Source organism: Microbacterium sp. X-17 (assembly GCF_039615055.1).
In genome coordinates this window covers 1038156-1052797 of sequence record NZ_JBDHNI010000001.1, presented here as the reverse complement: position 1 = coordinate 1052797, position 14642 = coordinate 1038156, and the positions used below count along the sequence as shown (strand labels likewise).

Sequence of the window (14642 nt, the reverse complement as noted above, 5' to 3'; positions counted from 1 at the left end):
GCGAATCTTGACAAAAGAAATCCACGGACGTACTCTCAGCGCAGGACCGAGGAGGCACGATGACGCTGACCACAGAATCCCACGGCGACGAGACCCGGGTGCACCCGGTCGCCGAGCCCCTCCTCGAACCGCTGACGGGTCCGTGGGCCGCCGCCGTCGACCGGCCGCGCGCGGAGGCCGCGATCACCGAGCTTCTGCACGCCCTCGGCCGCGACACCGCCGACCCCCAGCTCGCCGACACTCCGCGCCGTGTCGCCGCCGCCTTCGCCGAACTGCTCGACGCCCCGCCGCTGCGCGCGACGACGTTCCCCAACGACGAGGGCTACGACGACCTCGTGCTGGTGCGCGACATCCCGTTCACGTCGCTCTGCGCGCACCACCTCCTCCCGTTCCGCGGCGTCGCCCACGTCGGCTACCTCCCGGGCCACCGGCTGCTGGGGCTCTCCAAGCTGGCGCGCGCGGTCGAGCACTTCTCCCGCGACCTTCAACTCCAGGAGCGGCTGACCGTGCAGATCGCCGACTACCTGGACGACGAACTGGAGCCCCGCGGCGTCGGCGTCGTCCTGGAGGCCGAGCACCTGTGCATGGCGGTCCGCGGCGTCCGCGCGCCGGGCGCGACGACCCGCACCTCCCGGTTCACGGGCGAGCTCGCCGGGATCGGCCCGCGGCGCTTCCTCGACGGGAGGGCGGACGGATGACCGCGACCGCCGACCTCCGTCGCGCCGGGGTGAGCATCTGGCTGGACGACCTCTCGCGCGGCGACCTCGTCTCCGGGAAACTGGCCGAGCTGATTCGCGAGCGGGATGTGACCGGGGTGACGACGAACCCGACCATCTTCGCGAAGGCCGTGGAGGACGACCCGGACGCGTACGCCGGCCGGCTCGCCGAGCTGCGCGCGACCGGCGCCGACCCGCGGGAGACCGCGCTCGCGCTCGTCGCAGCGGACGTGCGCGAGGCCTGCGATGTCCTCCGCCCGGTGTTCGAGTCCACCAGCGGCGCGGACGGGGTCGTCTCGATCGAGGTCACGCCGGACGCCGCCCACGACACGGCGGCGACGCTCGCCGAGGTCCGGGACCTGCGCCGGCGCGTCGACCGGCCGAACGTGCTGGTCAAGATCCCCTCCACCGACGCGGGTGTGCGCGCGCTGGAGGAGGCGACCGCGGAGGGCGCCTCCATCAACATGACGCTGCTGTTCGGGCTGGAGCGCTACGCGGAGGTGATGGCCGCCTACCGCGCAGGGCTCGCCCGCGCGGCGGCATCCGGGATCGCGCTGGTCGGCATCCGCTCTGTCGCGTCGTTCTTCGTCTCCCGCGTCGACGTGGCGGTGGACGAACGGCTCACCGCGATCGGCGGCCCCGTGGCGGACGGGCTCCGCGGGCTCGCCGCCGTCGCCAACGCGCGCCTGGCCTACGCCGCGTTCGAGGAGTCGCTGGTGGGACCGGAGTGGCAGGCGCTCGCGGCGGCCGGCGCCCACCCGCAACGGCCGCTCTGGGCCTCCACCGGCGTGAAGGACCCCGCGATGCGGGACACTCGCTACGTGGAGGAGCTGGTCGCGCCCGGCGTGGTGGACACGATCCCGGCGAAGACGCTGGAGGCTCTGCACGACCACGGCGAAGTGCGGCCGGACACGATCCGGGGCAGCTACGCGGAGTCGCGGGCGGTCCTGGATGATTTGGAGCGCGCGGGAGTGCGCCTCACGGACGTCACTGCGGAACTGGAACGGGCCGGGATCGACGCGTTCGGGGCGTCGTGGGAGCGCCTGGTCGCTGCGGTCGCGGGCTGAGCGGAGCGCGCGGGCAGCGGGGAGCGGAGCGCCCCGTGGAAGGCGACGGGGCGCTCCGCCGGGAGGGTCAGCCCTCCTTCTCGGGCGCAGCGGCCGCCCCGGCCCTCTCGTGCTGCGCCTTCGGATAGTTCCCACTCCGCTGGTGGGTGCTGCGCACGAGGGGCGGCCTGCCCTCGCGCTCGGAGCCCACGTAGGCTCCGATTACCTCCGAGTCGGGGCCGAGGTGCCCCTCCCCTTCGGTGTACTGACCGTGAACGACGCGCCCTTCGGCCGTCTCGGGCTCGGCCTGGGTGTACCGGCCCTCGATCACGTCGCGGTCCTGTGTTTCGACCATGACGATCGCCTCCTTGGTTGCGATATCGCAATTATCCCGCGATCGCAACCACTCCGGTAGTGGTCGCGGCGCACTCGGAGCGTGTTCGCATGTCCGATTCAGGCCGCGCCCGACCGCCTCCGGGCCCGCACTGATGCGCGAGCCCGGTGATGCACGGTACAACTGGAGAGTGGACCACGAAGAACAGCACCCCGACGACGTCGACGCCGCCCTCCAGGCCGCGGACGTGATGATGCGGGTCGCCGCCCGCTCGGTGTCCGAAGTCGAGGACATCGTCACCTCGCCGCAGCTCCGGGTGCTCGTGATGGTCGCCACCCGTGGACCGCAGACCCTCGGCGGCGTGGCCGCCGAGCTCGGCGTGCACGCGTCCAACGCCACCCGCACCTGCGAGAAGCTCGTCCGGCTGGGACTGGTCGAGCGGGCCGAGGACCCGGACGACCGCCGCTTCGTCCGGGTGACCCTCACGCCGGAGGGCCGCGCACTCGTCGAGCGCGTCATCGGCCACCGCCGCTCCGCCCTCGCCGAGGTGCTGGCGAGCATGGAGCCCGACGAACGCAGCGCGGCCACGGCGTCCTTCCGGGCGTTCGCGAGCGCGGCGGGCGACCTCCCGAGCGCCGACGGGCGGTTCACGCTGCTGCTCCCCGGGGCGGCCGCGGGCATCTAACGGATCGCGCCCCGTCAGTCCGGCGGATCGGCGTCGCAGCGCGGGCACGGCCCGTCGCCGTCGCGCATCGCCCCGCACTCGGGGCAGACGGAGCCGAGCCAGCAGGCGGGATCGCCGCCGAGCTCCCACAGCTCCCAGGCGTCCACGTCGAAGTCGGTGCCGGATTCGGCGTCGGCGTCGGCGTCGGCATCCGGGAGCGTGGCGGGCGCCGGAGCACCCCCGCGCGCGCCCAATGGCTCCCCGATCCCGAAGTAGTGCCGGAAGCTGTACACGATCGGCTGCCACGCCAGCGGGTCGATGTGGTCGCCGTCCGCGACGATCCCCCGGTCGGCGTGCACGCGCACGACCTCCGCCTCGGCGATCGCGTACTCCCCCGTGACGCCGGGCGTGATGCGGCGCACCTCCGCCTCCAGCTGGAGCAGGCACTCCGCCACCCGCGGCGGGCCGACCAGGTCGGACGCCTGCGGCGTCAGCCCGGCGGCGGCGAACTTGTCGGCGCGGTGCGTGTACCGTCCCGCCTTCGCGGCGGGGACCTCCGCGCGCCCGGTCAGCTCGGCGATGCGCTCCACCGCGGGCCAGAGCGGCGGCGACGGGAAGCTGACGGTCAGCTGCGGCCGCTCCTGCAGGTTCGCGAGCGTCTGCCCCTCCGTTTCGAGGCCGAGCGCGAGCATCTGGCCGAGCGCCCAGTACGAGGAGGCGGGCGCGAGGTTCGGGCTCCCGTCGGCGTTCAGCGAGGAGAGCAGGATGACCGGGGTGCCCGCGTAGAGGATGGGAGGGCGCACGACGCGGTGCGCGCCCACGGGCTCAGCGGGCGTCATCCGGCACCCCCGCGGCGAGCTCGGCGAACACGTCCGACGCGTCCTCGAACCGGGAGAGCCCGGCGCTCTGCCCCATCCAGAGCGACATCAGCTCGGGCTGTCCCGCGGCCGACGCGGCCCGGCGGAACACGCCGGTGAGGATGTTCTGCAGCGGGAAGGTCGCGCCGGCTCCACTGTTCTCGATCGCCCGGACGGCGTGGTTCGGGAGGCCGCGCGCGAGCCGGCCGCTCATCGCCCGCGTCAGCACGGTGTCGCTGGCGAGCGCCGCGCGGATCCGCTCGCGGTGGATGGCCGGCGCCGCGGACAGGGTCGTCGCCAGGAAGGCGGTCCCCACCTGCACGCCCGACGCGCCCAGCGCGAAGGCCGCCGCGACGCCGCGACGGTCGGCGATGCCGCCGGCCGCGATGACGGGCACGCTCACCGCGTCCACCACCTGCGGGATCAAGGCCAACCCGCCGACCAGGCTGCGCTCGGACTCGATCAGGAACGACGGCCGGTGCCCTGCGGCCTCGGACCCGGATGCGACGATCGCGTCGACGCCTCCGGCCTCCAGCGAGCGCGCCTCGGCGACGGTCGTCGCCGCGCCGATCACGAGGATTCCGCGCGTGTGCGCCGCCTCGATCACGTCCGGCCCCGGCACGCCGAACACGAAGCTCAGGGCGACCGGGCGCGCGTCGAGGGCGGCCTCCACCTGCTCGCCGAAGTCCGGGAGCGGCGCGACCGGCCACTCCGGCGGCAGCACGCCGGCCTGCGCGAAGAGCTGGGCCATCCCGGCGACGGCGCGGTCGAACTCGTCGCGGCCGAGCGCCTCCGGCTCGTCGGCCTCCCGGTGCGGGAGCCACAGGTTGAGCGCGATGGGACGGCCGGTGGCCTCCCGCAGCTCGGCGGCGACCGAGCGGATGCGCGCGCCGTCGTAGCCGTACAGCCCGTACGAGCCGAGGCCTCCCGCGTCGCTCACGGCCGCGGTCAGGGCGACGGACGACAGCCCGCCGAACGGGCCGAGGACGATCGGCGCGTCGATCCCCAGCATGGTGCTCAGACTCATCCGCAGGACTCCAGCCTCAGAAGCGATGACGCCGTCCAAAATACAATTGCGTAATCGCAACTGTCGGCGTAACACTGATTATATCGGCGCACGATCCTGCCGGACGGGATCGCGACGCGCCGGGACGCGCGAGTGCGCGCCCGAGTGGGTTTTCGTGCGGAGGTGCGGAAATGAGCGATGACACGATCCCCGTTCTGGTACGCGGATGGGGCCTCAAACGACGCGGAGGACTGTGGGGCGAATGCCTCGCCGAGTTCCTCGGCACCTTCGTCCTGATCGCGTTCGGCGACGGCGTCGTGGCGATGGCGGTCGCCGCCCTCCCCGGGTCGGGCCGCACCGAGGGCCCAACGACCTTCTTCCTCGGCACCGGCGACTGGCTCCTCATCACCTGGGGCTGGGCGATGGCCGTCGTCTTCGGCGTCTACGTCGCCGGCGGCGTGAGCGGCGCGCACCTCAACCCGGCGGTGACGCTGGCGTTCGCCGTGCGGCGTGGGTTCGCGTGGGTCAAGGTGATCCCCTACATGGTGTCGCAGCTCCTCGGCGCGTTCGTCGGCGCGGCGCTCGTCCTCGGGGTCTACGCCGCCGCGATCGGCGCGTTCGACACGGCGAGCAAGGGACCGAAGGTGAACGGCCACACGCTCGCGTCGTTCTCGATCTTCGCCACCTTCCCCGCGCCGTACTTCAACGGCAACATGTGGGGACCGCTGCTCGACCAGATCGTCGGCACGATGTTCCTGATCCTTCTGATCGCCGCCGTGATCGACCTGCGCAACACCGCGGTCCAGTCGAACCTCGGCCCGCTGATCGTCGGCTTCGCGGTCGCGGCCATCGGGATGTCGTACGGCGCGAACGCGGGCTACGCGATCAACCCGGCCCGCGACCTCGGGCCGCGTCTGCTCGCCTGGATCGCCGGGTGGGGGAACCTCGCGGTCCCCGGCAACGGCCCCTGGTTCAGCGGGTACATGTGGGTGCCGATCCTCGGGCCGCTGATCGGCGGCGTGATCGGCGTGCTCGTCTACGACCTGTTCATCGGGGACATCCTGCACGCTCGGCTGCTGAAGACCGGAGGCCCAGGGGCGGCCCGGGTGCCGGACGCCGCCGTCTCCGACGCGGCCGCCGAGGCCGCGGAGGCCGCCGCTGTCCGCCCGCCGGGGCCCGACACCCCGGAGACGGACGGCCGTGGCGGTCCGAGGATGCGGCGAGAGCGCGACACCCGCTAGCGGCCACACCCGCTACCCTCAGGGGCGTGGAGGTGGACGTTCCGACCGCTGCCGGCCTCGGCCGGCTGGTCGTCGCGCCTGCGGAGCATCCCCGCGCCCTGCTCTGGCTCGGCCACGGAGCGGGCGGCGGCATCGGCGCCGCGGACCTGACCGCGCTCGCAGCCGAGCTGCCCGCGCTCGGCGTCACCGTCGCGCGCTACGAGCAGCCGTGGCGGGTCGCAGGCAAGAAGGTCGCCTCCCGGCCGCCCGCGCTCGACGCCGCCTGGCTGGAGACCGCGCCCGTCGTCGCGGACCTCGCCGGCGGCGTCCCCGTGATCGTCGGCGGCCGAAGCGCAGGAGCGCGGGTGGCGTGTCGCACCGCCGCCGAGACGGGAGCCGTCGCTGTCGTGTGCCTGGCGTTCCCACTGCATCCCCCGGGCCGTCCGGACGTCACGCGCCTGGAGGAGCTCCTCACGCCGACGGTGCCCGTGCTGGTCCTCCAGGGCGACCGCGACACCTTCGGCGGCGCCGACCTCCTGCGCGCCGAGCTGGCGGCCGCGCCCGGCGACCACGGGAACGTGCGCATTGCGCCCGTCGCTGGCGCCGACCACGGGATGAAGACGCTCAAGGCGTCCCCGCTCACGGCGCACGATGTGCGGGAGCTGGTGGTGGCGACCGTCGCCGGCTTCGTGGACGAGGTGCTCGGCTCCACGGCGCGCTGAGCGCGCGCAGGAGTTCCGCTCCACATCTCCTTCCGAACGGCATCGGGAAGGAGATCCGCGGCGCGTCGCCGCCATTTCTCCTTCCGCAAAAAAGTCGGTATTCAGTGTTGCTATCTACCGGTACTCGGCGTTACTATCTAGTGGTAGTCAACAGCACTGAGTAGTTGGAAGGGGTGTCATGGGCAAGCAGACGACCGAGATGCTCAAGGGCACGCTCGAGGGCATCGTCCTCGCCATCCTGTCGGGCCGGGCCGCATACGGGTACGAGATCACCTCGTGGCTGCGCGACCAGGGCTTCGAGGACATCGCCGAGGGCACCGTCTACGCCCTGCTCGTCAGGGTGGAGCAGCGGGGCCTCGTGGATGTCGAGAAGGTCCCGTCGGAGAAGGGCCCGCCCCGCAAGGTGTACTCGCTCAACGCGGCGGGACGCGAATACCTGGACGAGTTCTGGAGGACCTGGAGCTTCCTCGCAGAACGACTGGAACAGCTCCGAGACGGAGGAAACTGACATGGCACCGAAGTGGATCGAGCTGGTCACCGGATCGCTCGAACAGAAGAAGCAGTACCGGCAGATCAAGGGCCGGCTGGACGCCCTCCCCGAGCCGTACAACGGCGTCGCGAAGGCGCTCAACCGCTACCTCATGTACAACGGCGGGATCGTCGACGGCGACACCATCCTCACGATGATGACCGACTTCGTGGAGCTGTGGGAGCGCGCGGCGGCCGACGGCACCCCGGTCCGCGACATCGTCGGGGACGACCCGGTCGAGTTCGCCGAGGCCTTCGCTGCGGCCTACGTCGGCACCCGCTGGATCGACAAGGAGCGCGCCCGCCTCACCGAGGCGGTCGACGCGGCCGAACGCGAGCAGGAGAAGAACTCATGACCGCGACCACCACGGGCCCCGCCATCCAGGTGCGCGGCCTCCAGAAGTCCTACAAGGACCTGCACGTCCTGCGCGGCGTCGACTTCGACGTCCAGCCGGGCAGCATCTTCGCCCTCCTCGGCTCGAACGGGGCCGGCAAGACCACGGCGGTGAAGATCCTCTCCACCCTGCTGAAGGGCGACGACGGCACCGCCACCGTCAACGGGTTCGACGTGGCCCGCAACCCGGACGAGGTGCGCGACTCGATCAGCCTGACCGGCCAGTTCGCCGCGGTGGACGAGGTCCTCAGCGGCCGGGAGAACCTCATCCTGGTCGCCCGGCTCCGCCACCTGAAGAACCCGGCCGGGATCGCGGACGAGTTGCTGGCGCGCTTCTCGCTCACCGACGCGGGAGGCCGCAAGGTCGGCACCTACTCGGGCGGGATGCGCCGCCGGCTCGACATCGCCATGAGCCTCATCGGCCAGCCGCCGGTGGTGTTTCTGGACGAGCCGACCACCGGCCTCGACCCGCAGGCGCGCAACGAGGTCTGGGAGACGGTCAAGCGCCTCGCCGGCCGCGGCACCACCGTGCTGCTCACCACGCAGTACCTGGACGAGGCGGAGCAGCTCGCGGACCGCATCGCGATCCTCCACGAGGGCCGCATCATCGCGAACGGCACGCTCGCCGAACTCAAGCAGCTCCTCCCGCCGGCGAAGGTCGAGTACGTGGAGAAGCAGCCCAGCCTGGAGGACGTGTTCCTCGCCATCGTCGGACCCTCGGCCCCGGCCGCGGCCTCCCCCGAACCCTCGAAGGAGTCCTGATGTCCACCGCGAACTTCGTCGCAGACACCACCGTCCTCACCGGGCGGTCCATGAAGCACATCACGCGCAGCCTGGACACGATCATCACGGTCACCATCGTGCCGATCGCCCTCATGCTGCTGTTCGTGTTCGTCCTCGGCGGGGCCATCAACACCGGCCCCGACTCGGGCTCGTACGTGAACTACCTGCTCCCCGGGATCATGCTGATCACGATCGCGTCGGGCATCTCGTACACCTCGTACCGGCTGTTCATGGACCTCCAGGGCGGCATCTTCGAGCGGTTCCAGTCCATGCCGATCGCCCGGTCGAGCGTGCTCTGGGCGCACGTGCTGACATCGCTGGTCGCCAACATGATCTCGGTCGTGCTGGTGGTCCTGGTGGCGCTGCTGATCGGCTTCCGCACCGGCGCGAGTGTGCTCGCCTGGCTGGGGGTCGCGGGCATCCTGGTGCTGTTCACGCTGGCCCTGACCTGGGTGGCCGTGATCGCGGGACTGTCGGCGAAGAGCGTGGACGGCGCGGGCGCCTTCGCCTACCCGCTGATCTTCCTCCCGTTCATCAGCTCGGCGTTCGTCCCCACCAACACCATGCCCGCCCCAGTGGCGTGGTTCGCCGAGCACCAGCCGGTGACGCCGATCGTGGACACCATCCGGGCGCTGTTCGCGGAGCACCCGGTCACCGGGGACATCTGGATCGCCCTAGCCTGGTGCGTCGGCATCCTGGTCGTCGCGTACGGTTTCGCCACCGCGATCTACCGGCGGCGGATCAGCCGGGGGTGAGTCCTCCGCCCTCGCCCTCGGTGGTGCGGCCGCCGGCCCGGTTCGGGTCGGCGGCCGTTCCGCGCGTTGGGTCTCAGCGCAGCTCGCGCCGCACGATCCAGCGGACACGGCCTCCCGAGTGCGCGTCCGTCTCCCGCAGCCGCGCGAACCCGTGCTTCTCGAACAGCTCGACCGTGCCGACATAGCCGCTGATCACATCCACCCGCTCGCCGCGCGTCTCGACCGGGTAGCCCTCGACCAGCCGCGCGCCGGAGACCCGCGCGTGCTCCACCGCCCCGTCGAGGAGGTCGTGCATCAGCCCGCGCTTGCGGAACCCGCCGCGCACCACGAAGCAGACGATCGACCACGGGTCGAGCTCCTCGTCCAGGTGCGGGATGGTGCGGGAGTTCAGCAGCCGCCGGTACGTGGACTTCGGCGCGACCGAGCACCAGCCCGCGACCTCCCCGTCGGCGTAGACCAGGACGCCGGGCCCGGGCTCCGTCTCGCACTCGTGGTGCATGTACTCGACGCGCTCCGGCATCGGGAGGCGCGCGTCGCGGTAGGACATGCAGACGCACCCGCCGGCGTCGGCCTTCCGCGGCACCATGAACGTCGCGAAATCGTCCCACCGGCCCGTGGCGGGGAGCACCTCGATGGCCATGCCGGAAGCGTACCGGCCGCCACCGACACCGCTGGCGTGTCCGGTCGCCGCGGCGGTGGGTACGGCGGGAGGATCGTGGGATGCCGAGCGACCTCCTCATGCGCATCCACTCCCCCGAGTTCCAGGCCATGTCGGAGCGCGTGCTGCGCGCGACCGAGCTGACCTCCCGCCTGAACGTGCTGCCCTTCGACGACGAGGACGGCAAGGCGGCGCTGCTCGCGGAGATCCTCGGCCGCCCGCTGCCGGAGCGGGTGACGATCTACCCGCCGTTCTTCACCGACCACGGCCTGAACCTGGAGCTCTCGGAGCGGGTGTTCATCAACCAGAACTGCACGTTCCTGGACTACGCCGGCATCCGCCTCGCGCCGCGCGTCATGGTCGCCCCGCGGGTCACCTTCATCACGGTCGGCCACCCGGTCGACGTGGAGGACCGCCGAATCTGGCTGACCGGCGGCCCGATCGACGTGGCCGAGAACGTGTGGATCGGGGCCGGGGCGACCATCCTCCCGGGCGTCAGCATCGGCAGGGACGCGGTCATCGCGGCCGGGGCCGTCATCGCGGAGGACGTGCCGGCGGGGACGCTCGTGGCGGGGCCGAAGGCGACGGTGCTGCGGGAGTTCTGAGCGCCGCCCTTTTCGGCGACCGCCCTATCCCCGCGGGCGTCCCGGCGGCGTAGGGTGCGGCACCATGAACAGCATCCCTTCCTCGCCGGGCGGCACTCCCCGGCGCCCCGACCGCGCCGAGCTCGCCGACTTCGCCGAGCGCCTCCGCGGCCAGCTCGGCGGCCTCCCCGGCTTCGGCCAGTACCCCGGGACGATCGCCACCCTCGACGCCGGCCACCTCGCCCACACCCTCGGCACGGGCGCCGATCTCGCGCTCGCGTCGGCCGTCGCGACCGGCGACGTGCTCTTCGCGCCCGACCTCAATCCGGCGTTCTTCTACTCGTGGGACGTCCACCCCACGCAGCAGCCGGACTGGTTCCGCGTCTCGGTGCGCTTCACCCCGTCCGACTTCGGGATCACGGAGACGCGGTCGTACGACCTCGCGTGGGCGGTGGTGCCGTTCTTCCTCGACCTGGGCGCGGTGCTGACGGTGGAGGCGTCGGCGAACGCGGCGGTCGTGGCGCAGAGCTGGACGCTGGATGCGACACAGGTCAGCACCCTCCACGTCGGCGTCGGGCCGATCGCACCCGACGAGACGGTGCATGTGGATCTGGTGCGGGGCAGCTCGAACGGGAGCTGGATCTGGCTGCACACGGTGATCGGTGACCCGCCGTTGACGACGGAGCCGTAGCCGACGCTGGAAGGAGACACGGTCGCAGATCTCCTTCCGGGCGCCATTCGGAAGGAAGGTTGTGCCGTGTCGCGCGCGAATCTCCTTCGGGACCGGACGCTAACCCGTTCTGGATGTCCGCTAGGCGAGCGCCGACTCCAGCGCACCAGCGATGAACCCGGCGAACGCGTCGGGACTCCACCCTCGTGCCACCACTAGGTCGTCGAAGAAGCGGGAGTCGGTGTAGAGCCACATCACGTCGGCCGCCGCGGCAGGCGTGACATCGGGCCGCAGGAACCCGCGCTCCGCCACGGCGAGCGCATTGTGGAGCATGCGCGCGTGCCGTTCGTCCTCGACCTCCGCCAGCAGGCCGCGCATCTCGTGGTCGCCGGACGCCGCGGCGTCCCGGATGAGCCGCATGATGGGGGCGACCTCGGGTGCGATCTCCCTGGTGAACTCCCCGAACCGGCGGAACAGCGCGGCGGCGTTCGGCTCTGTCGCCTGGGCGGCATCGGATCGCGTCTCGGCGGGGACCTCCGCCGATCCCAGTAGCTTCGAGCCGACGATCGCGCGCACGAGACCGGGCTTGCCGCCGAACGCCTTATAGACGGTCTCGACGGCCACACCGGCGTCGTCCGCGATGGCGGCGACGGTCGTCGCGGCGTATCCCGTCTGCAGGAACAGCCGCTGTGCGCTGCCGAGGATGCCCTGGCGTCGCTGCTCGGCCATGCTGCGGCGGCGGCTCGCGTCGTAGCGTCGGCGGCTCTTGTCCCCGGTTTCCATGCGGCGTACACTCCTATTCAGATACAGTCTACTTCATCGAAAATGGAGGCTGTCATGAGCACAGCCGCTGAGCGTCCCGGTGGGTCGCCCGCAACAGTCATCGACCGCTTGGTGCGGGCCACGAACGCTCACGACCTCGACGCCCTCGTCCGCTGCTTCGCCGCCGACTACCGCAACTCGACGCCGGCGCACCCGAACCGTTCGTTCGCCGGCTCCGCTCAGGTGCGGGACAACTGGCAGCAGATCTTCGCCGGCGTGCCGGACATCCACGTCGCGGTCGAAGCGCAGACCGTCGACGGCCGCACCGTCTGGACCGAATGGCGGATGACGGGGACGCGTCGCGACGGCACACCGCACGAAATGGCCGGGACGATCATCTTCGAGGTCGACGGCGACAGCATCGCATCCGCGCGCTTCTACGTGGAGCCTGTCGAGCGTACGAGCGGCACGGTCGGCGACGCCGTGCGGCGGCAGGTGCGAGAAACGTCCCCGAGCGCCGATCCCGAGGTCGTGGCGCCGTGATCCTCATCGCCGGCGGCACCGGGCGGCTGGGGACCGCGATCCGCGAGGACCTGGAACCCGGTCAGGTCCGGGTGCTGACCCGAAACCGCGTGACCGCGGAGATGATCCGAGAGGGCGGATCCGAGGCGGTGGTCGGTGACATCGCCGACCCAAAGGCTGTCTCGCGTGCGGTCGAGGGCTGCCGCGCGGTGGTCCTCGCCGCCTCCGGGTTCGGGCCGATGGGACGGTCGACGCCGGCCGGAGTCGACCGCGACGGGAACATCGCCCTCCTCCACGCAGCGCGCACCGCAGGTGTCGAGCACGTCGTCCTGGTATCCATGCACGGTGCGGCTCCGGACGCACGGCTTCCGCTTCTGCGCATGAAGTGGGCGGCCGAGGAGGCGCTGCGGGCCTCCGGTGCGGGATGGACGATCGTGCGTCCCACCGCCTTCCTGGAGACGTACCTCGACGCGGTCGGGGCCGACCTCCGGCGCAACGGATCGACGCTCGTCTTCGGAACGGGCACGGTCCCGGTGAACTTCGTGTCCGTCGACGATGTGGCCGGCCTGGTCGGAGAAGCCCTGCGCAATCCGCGCCTGCTCGGGGAGACCGTCGAGTGGGGCGGCGAGGATCTGACCCTCGAACAACTCTCCGCTGCGCTGCGATCGGCGACCGGCGTGACCGGCCCGACCAAGCGGATCCCGCTTCCGGCGCTCCGCATCACGGCGCTCGTTGCCCGGCCGTTCTCGCCGTTCCTCGCACGCGTCGCGTCCGCCGCGGTCATCATGAACACGACCGACATGACGTTCGACGCCGCCCCGCACCGCGCCCGCTACCCCGGGCTGCCGCACACCACCCTCCCCCAGGCCGCAGCGAGGTGGGCGGATATCCACCAGGGCACGGTTGCGCGCTGAGCCGGGGTCGCACTGGACGCCGTCGGCGCTACTCCGGCTGGTACAAAGCGATGATGTTGCCGTCCGGGTCCGTGAACCACGCCGACCTGCCCACACCGGCGGTTGTCGCGATATGACCGACGGTCTTCAGCGTGGGATAGTCGTATTCTTCGAATTCGACGCCGCGCGAAGCCAGTTCCTGCACGTCGCTGTCGATGTCCCTCGACCACAGCCGCACCTGCGTGTGGTCCGCCTTGTTGCCTCCAGGCCGTCCGTAGACGAGCAGGGTGGAGCCGTCGGGCGACTCGAACAGCAGATGGTTCGGGATCGTCTCCGGCGAGAGCGTCAGCCCTACCCGCTGCTCGTAGAACTCCTGGCTCCGAACCAGGTCGGTGCTGGAAAGCACGGCGGAGATCCTCGTTGTGGTCAGCATTGCAACCTCCTCGTTGAGACCCCGCTTGGAGGCTACGCCGTGCACTCGCGTCCCTGACCTCCCGAGTTCGCGTCAGAGGCCTCCCTCGGCCGCCCAGAGCTCCTCGGCCTCGAGGGTCAGATCGATCAACTGACGCAGGAGGCCGCCCATCGACGTCGACCTCAACAGGGTGTACCTGTCGTACTCGCCCAGCGGCGCGATCGCCGCCAGTTGCCACACGGCTGCGACGGGATCGTCCGACAGCTCGACGCCGGCATCCGACTGCGGCTCCCCGAGGCGGGCGATCACACGGCGGACGACCGCCTCGGCCTCGGCCCGCAGGGGTGCGAGCGCTTCGGACCACTCCAGCTCCGGCAGCATCGAGAGCTCGGCCCGGGGATACGGGTCCTCCTCGACCCAGCGCTCGACCGTGAACCTCCGGGTCCCCACGCCGACGGCTCGAACACCCGCAGCGGGATGGCCACGGACGGGAACAGCACGGCTCCGAGCGGGAACATCGGTGAGGCGACCATACTCCAGTGAAACACCGGGGGCATAGAGTGAGAAGGTGCCCCGGCCGCGCCCCGAGATCCCAGGAGCGGGACAGGAGTCCGTCTGGGACTACCCGAGGCCGCCGCGCATCGAGCGGGTCGCCGCGCCCGTCACGATCCGTCTGGGCGGGCAGCTCATCGTCGAGACCCGAAACGTCCTCCGGGTGCTCGAGACCAGCCATCCGCCGGTCTACTACCTGCCGATAGCGGACTTCGCACCCGGCGCGCTGGTCGACGGCGACGGCTCGTCGTTCTGCGAGTTCAAGGGCACAGCACGCTATCTCGACGTGCGCGGCGGGGGCGAGGTGCGGGCCGCTAGCGCATGGAACTACCCGCATCCGTCGCCCGGGTTCGAGCCGCTCCGAGACCGCGTCGCGGTCTACGCGCAGCAGATGGACGAGTGCACGGTCGACGGCGAGGTCGTCACGCCGCAGCCCGGAGGCTTCTACGGCGGCTGGATCACGAGTTCGGTGGTCGGGCCTTTCACAGGGTCGCCCGGGTCACTGGGCTGGTGAACTCGGCGTTCGCGCGGGCGGGTGCGCCGCAGGTCCGAGCAGGGTCGGCC

The 14642-nt window shown here is 71.5% G+C and carries 21 protein-coding genes; 14 read left to right on the top strand and 7 right to left on the bottom strand.

Annotation, left to right across the window (positions count from 1 at the left end):
• Nucleotides 1-59 precede the first annotated feature (59 nt).
• Entirely contained in the window at nucleotides 60-698 is a 639-nt protein-coding gene (gene folE / locus ABCS02_RS05170; RefSeq protein WP_345834523.1) for a GTP cyclohydrolase I, read from the top strand.
• The gene (gene tal, locus ABCS02_RS05165) at nucleotides 695-1783 is read left to right on the top strand and encodes a transaldolase (protein WP_345834522.1); all 1089 of its coding nucleotides are present in this window, start codon (nucleotides 695-697) and stop codon (nucleotides 1781-1783) included. The genes folE and tal overlap by 4 nt, the downstream gene beginning before the upstream one ends.
• A gap of 67 nt (nucleotides 1784-1850) precedes the next feature.
• Here tal and ABCS02_RS05160 read toward each other — a convergent pair whose 3' ends face one another.
• Entirely contained in the window at nucleotides 1851-2117 is a 267-nt protein-coding gene (locus ABCS02_RS05160) for a hypothetical protein (protein WP_345834521.1), read from the bottom strand.
• Nucleotides 2118-2286: 169 nt separating this feature from the next.
• Here ABCS02_RS05160 and ABCS02_RS05155 point away from each other — a divergent pair, with 169 nt between their 5' ends.
• The gene (locus ABCS02_RS05155; RefSeq protein WP_345834520.1) at nucleotides 2287-2781 is read left to right on the top strand and encodes a MarR family transcriptional regulator; all 495 of its coding nucleotides are present in this window, start codon (nucleotides 2287-2289) and stop codon (nucleotides 2779-2781) included.
• Nucleotides 2782-2795: 14 nt separating this feature from the next.
• On the opposite strand, the gene ABCS02_RS05150 is transcribed toward ABCS02_RS05155, so the two are convergent.
• Together ABCS02_RS05150 and ABCS02_RS05145 are read right to left on the bottom strand one after the other, a co-directional pair.
• Nucleotides 2796-3599, bottom strand: coding sequence for a flavin reductase family protein (locus ABCS02_RS05150; protein WP_345834519.1), 804 nt, complete (start codon nucleotides 3597-3599; stop codon nucleotides 2796-2798).
• Nucleotides 3586-4644: a DUF561 domain-containing protein gene (locus ABCS02_RS05145; RefSeq protein WP_345834518.1), complete on the bottom strand. Its 1059-nt coding sequence runs from the start codon at nucleotides 4642-4644 to the stop codon at nucleotides 3586-3588. The genes ABCS02_RS05150 and ABCS02_RS05145 overlap by 14 nt, the downstream gene beginning before the upstream one ends.
• 170 nt (nucleotides 4645-4814) lie before the next feature.
• Between ABCS02_RS05145 and ABCS02_RS05140 the strand changes: the two genes are divergently transcribed.
• From ABCS02_RS05140 to ABCS02_RS05115, 6 genes are all read left to right on the top strand, one after another.
• The gene (locus tag ABCS02_RS05140) at nucleotides 4815-5864 is read left to right on the top strand and encodes an MIP/aquaporin family protein (protein ID WP_345834517.1); all 1050 of its coding nucleotides are present in this window, start codon (nucleotides 4815-4817) and stop codon (nucleotides 5862-5864) included.
• Nucleotides 5865-5890: 26 nt separating this feature from the next.
• Nucleotides 5891-6565, top strand: a complete 675-nt coding sequence (locus ABCS02_RS05135) for an alpha/beta family hydrolase (RefSeq protein WP_345834516.1) — start codon at nucleotides 5891-5893, stop codon at nucleotides 6563-6565.
• Between the two features lie 178 nt (nucleotides 6566-6743).
• Nucleotides 6744-7073 carry a PadR family transcriptional regulator gene (locus tag ABCS02_RS05130; RefSeq protein WP_185276928.1) on the top strand — a complete coding sequence of 110 codons (330 nt, stop codon included), beginning with the start codon at nucleotides 6744-6746 and terminating at the stop codon, nucleotides 7071-7073.
• Nucleotide 7074: 1 nt separating this feature from the next.
• Nucleotides 7075-7449 carry a DUF1048 domain-containing protein gene (locus ABCS02_RS05125; RefSeq protein WP_345834515.1) on the top strand — a complete coding sequence of 125 codons (375 nt, stop codon included), beginning with the start codon at nucleotides 7075-7077 and terminating at the stop codon, nucleotides 7447-7449.
• On the top strand, nucleotides 7446-8249 hold the full coding sequence (locus tag ABCS02_RS05120; RefSeq protein ID WP_345834514.1) for an ATP-binding cassette domain-containing protein: 804 nt from the start codon (nucleotides 7446-7448) through the stop codon (nucleotides 8247-8249). Before ABCS02_RS05125 ends, ABCS02_RS05120 begins: the two co-directional genes overlap by 4 nt.
• The gene (locus ABCS02_RS05115; protein ID WP_345834513.1) at nucleotides 8249-9025 is read left to right on the top strand and encodes an ABC transporter permease; all 777 of its coding nucleotides are present in this window, start codon (nucleotides 8249-8251) and stop codon (nucleotides 9023-9025) included. Before ABCS02_RS05120 ends, ABCS02_RS05115 begins: the two co-directional genes overlap by 1 nt.
• Nucleotides 9026-9098: 73 nt before the next feature.
• On the opposite strand, the gene ABCS02_RS05110 is transcribed toward ABCS02_RS05115, so the two are convergent.
• Complete coding sequence (locus ABCS02_RS05110) at nucleotides 9099-9665, bottom strand: GNAT family N-acetyltransferase (RefSeq protein WP_345834512.1); 567 nt, start codon at nucleotides 9663-9665, stop codon at nucleotides 9099-9101.
• A gap of 80 nt (nucleotides 9666-9745) precedes the next feature.
• Here ABCS02_RS05110 and ABCS02_RS05105 point away from each other — a divergent pair, with 80 nt between their 5' ends.
• Both ABCS02_RS05105 and ABCS02_RS05100 read left to right on the top strand, forming a co-directional pair.
• Nucleotides 9746-10288, top strand: a complete 543-nt coding sequence (locus ABCS02_RS05105) for a DapH/DapD/GlmU-related protein (protein WP_345834511.1) — start codon at nucleotides 9746-9748, stop codon at nucleotides 10286-10288.
• Between the two features lie 64 nt (nucleotides 10289-10352).
• The gene (locus tag ABCS02_RS05100) at nucleotides 10353-10958 is read left to right on the top strand and encodes a hypothetical protein (protein WP_345834510.1); all 606 of its coding nucleotides are present in this window, start codon (nucleotides 10353-10355) and stop codon (nucleotides 10956-10958) included.
• Nucleotides 10959-11078: 120 nt separating this feature from the next.
• Here the strand turns inward: ABCS02_RS05100 and ABCS02_RS05095 are convergent, their stop codons facing one another.
• A complete protein-coding gene (locus ABCS02_RS05095; RefSeq protein WP_345834509.1) occupies nucleotides 11079-11720 on the bottom strand; it encodes a helix-turn-helix domain-containing protein in 642 nt (213 codons plus the stop codon).
• A gap of 54 nt (nucleotides 11721-11774) precedes the next feature.
• On the opposite strand from ABCS02_RS05095, the gene ABCS02_RS05090 reads away from it, so the two are divergent.
• Both ABCS02_RS05090 and ABCS02_RS05085 read left to right on the top strand, forming a co-directional pair.
• The gene (locus ABCS02_RS05090) at nucleotides 11775-12242 is read left to right on the top strand and encodes a nuclear transport factor 2 family protein (protein WP_345834508.1); all 468 of its coding nucleotides are present in this window, start codon (nucleotides 11775-11777) and stop codon (nucleotides 12240-12242) included.
• Nucleotides 12239-13135: an SDR family oxidoreductase gene (locus tag ABCS02_RS05085; RefSeq protein WP_345834507.1), complete on the top strand. Its 897-nt coding sequence runs from the start codon at nucleotides 12239-12241 to the stop codon at nucleotides 13133-13135. Before ABCS02_RS05090 ends, ABCS02_RS05085 begins: the two co-directional genes overlap by 4 nt.
• Nucleotides 13136-13163: 28 nt before the next feature.
• On the opposite strand, the gene ABCS02_RS05080 is transcribed toward ABCS02_RS05085, so the two are convergent.
• On the bottom strand, nucleotides 13164-13547 hold the full coding sequence (locus ABCS02_RS05080) for a VOC family protein (protein WP_345834506.1): 384 nt from the start codon (nucleotides 13545-13547) through the stop codon (nucleotides 13164-13166).
• Nucleotides 13548-13619: 72 nt separating this feature from the next.
• A complete protein-coding gene (locus ABCS02_RS05075; protein WP_345834505.1) occupies nucleotides 13620-13976 on the bottom strand; it encodes an LON peptidase substrate-binding domain-containing protein in 357 nt (118 codons plus the stop codon).
• Between the two features lie 118 nt (nucleotides 13977-14094).
• On the opposite strand from ABCS02_RS05075, the gene ABCS02_RS05070 reads away from it, so the two are divergent.
• Nucleotides 14095-14592 carry a DUF427 domain-containing protein gene (locus tag ABCS02_RS05070; protein ID WP_345834504.1) on the top strand — a complete coding sequence of 166 codons (498 nt, stop codon included), beginning with the start codon at nucleotides 14095-14097 and terminating at the stop codon, nucleotides 14590-14592.
• The last annotated feature ends 50 nt before the right edge of the window (nucleotides 14593-14642 follow it).

What these genes read in the sequence shown, in the direction of transcription:
- ABCS02_RS05100 (WP_345834510.1), top strand. Translation starts at nt 10,353, where the DNA reads ATGAACAGCATCCCTTCCTCGCCGGGCGGCACTCCCCGGCGCCCCGAC.
- ABCS02_RS05130 (WP_185276928.1), top strand. Translation starts at nt 6,744, where the DNA reads ATGGGCAAGCAGACGACCGAGATGCTCAAGGGCACGCTCGAGGGCATC.
- ABCS02_RS05160 (WP_345834521.1), bottom strand. Translation starts at nt 2,117, where the DNA reads ATGGTCGAAACACAGGACCGCGACGTGATCGAGGGCCGGTACACCCAG.
- ABCS02_RS05115 (WP_345834513.1), top strand. Translation starts at nt 8,249, where the DNA reads ATGTCCACCGCGAACTTCGTCGCAGACACCACCGTCCTCACCGGGCGG.
- folE (WP_345834523.1), top strand. Translation starts at nt 60, where the DNA reads ATGACGCTGACCACAGAATCCCACGGCGACGAGACCCGGGTGCACCCG.
- ABCS02_RS05105 (WP_345834511.1), top strand. Translation starts at nt 9,746, where the DNA reads ATGCCGAGCGACCTCCTCATGCGCATCCACTCCCCCGAGTTCCAGGCC.
- ABCS02_RS05120 (WP_345834514.1), top strand. Translation starts at nt 7,446, where the DNA reads ATGACCGCGACCACCACGGGCCCCGCCATCCAGGTGCGCGGCCTCCAG.
- ABCS02_RS05125 (WP_345834515.1), top strand. Translation starts at nt 7,075, where the DNA reads ATGGCACCGAAGTGGATCGAGCTGGTCACCGGATCGCTCGAACAGAAG.
- ABCS02_RS05110 (WP_345834512.1), bottom strand. Translation starts at nt 9,665, where the DNA reads ATGGCCATCGAGGTGCTCCCCGCCACGGGCCGGTGGGACGATTTCGCG.
- tal (WP_345834522.1), top strand. Translation starts at nt 695, where the DNA reads ATGACCGCGACCGCCGACCTCCGTCGCGCCGGGGTGAGCATCTGGCTG.
- ABCS02_RS05080 (WP_345834506.1), bottom strand. Translation starts at nt 13,547, where the DNA reads ATGCTGACCACAACGAGGATCTCCGCCGTGCTTTCCAGCACCGACCTG.
- ABCS02_RS05140 (WP_345834517.1), top strand. Translation starts at nt 4,815, where the DNA reads ATGAGCGATGACACGATCCCCGTTCTGGTACGCGGATGGGGCCTCAAA.
- ABCS02_RS05145 (WP_345834518.1), bottom strand. Translation starts at nt 4,644, where the DNA reads ATGAGTCTGAGCACCATGCTGGGGATCGACGCGCCGATCGTCCTCGGC.
- ABCS02_RS05090 (WP_345834508.1), top strand. Translation starts at nt 11,775, where the DNA reads ATGAGCACAGCCGCTGAGCGTCCCGGTGGGTCGCCCGCAACAGTCATC.
- ABCS02_RS05150 (WP_345834519.1), bottom strand. Translation starts at nt 3,599, where the DNA reads ATGACGCCCGCTGAGCCCGTGGGCGCGCACCGCGTCGTGCGCCCTCCC.
- ABCS02_RS05095 (WP_345834509.1), bottom strand. Translation starts at nt 11,720, where the DNA reads ATGGAAACCGGGGACAAGAGCCGCCGACGCTACGACGCGAGCCGCCGC.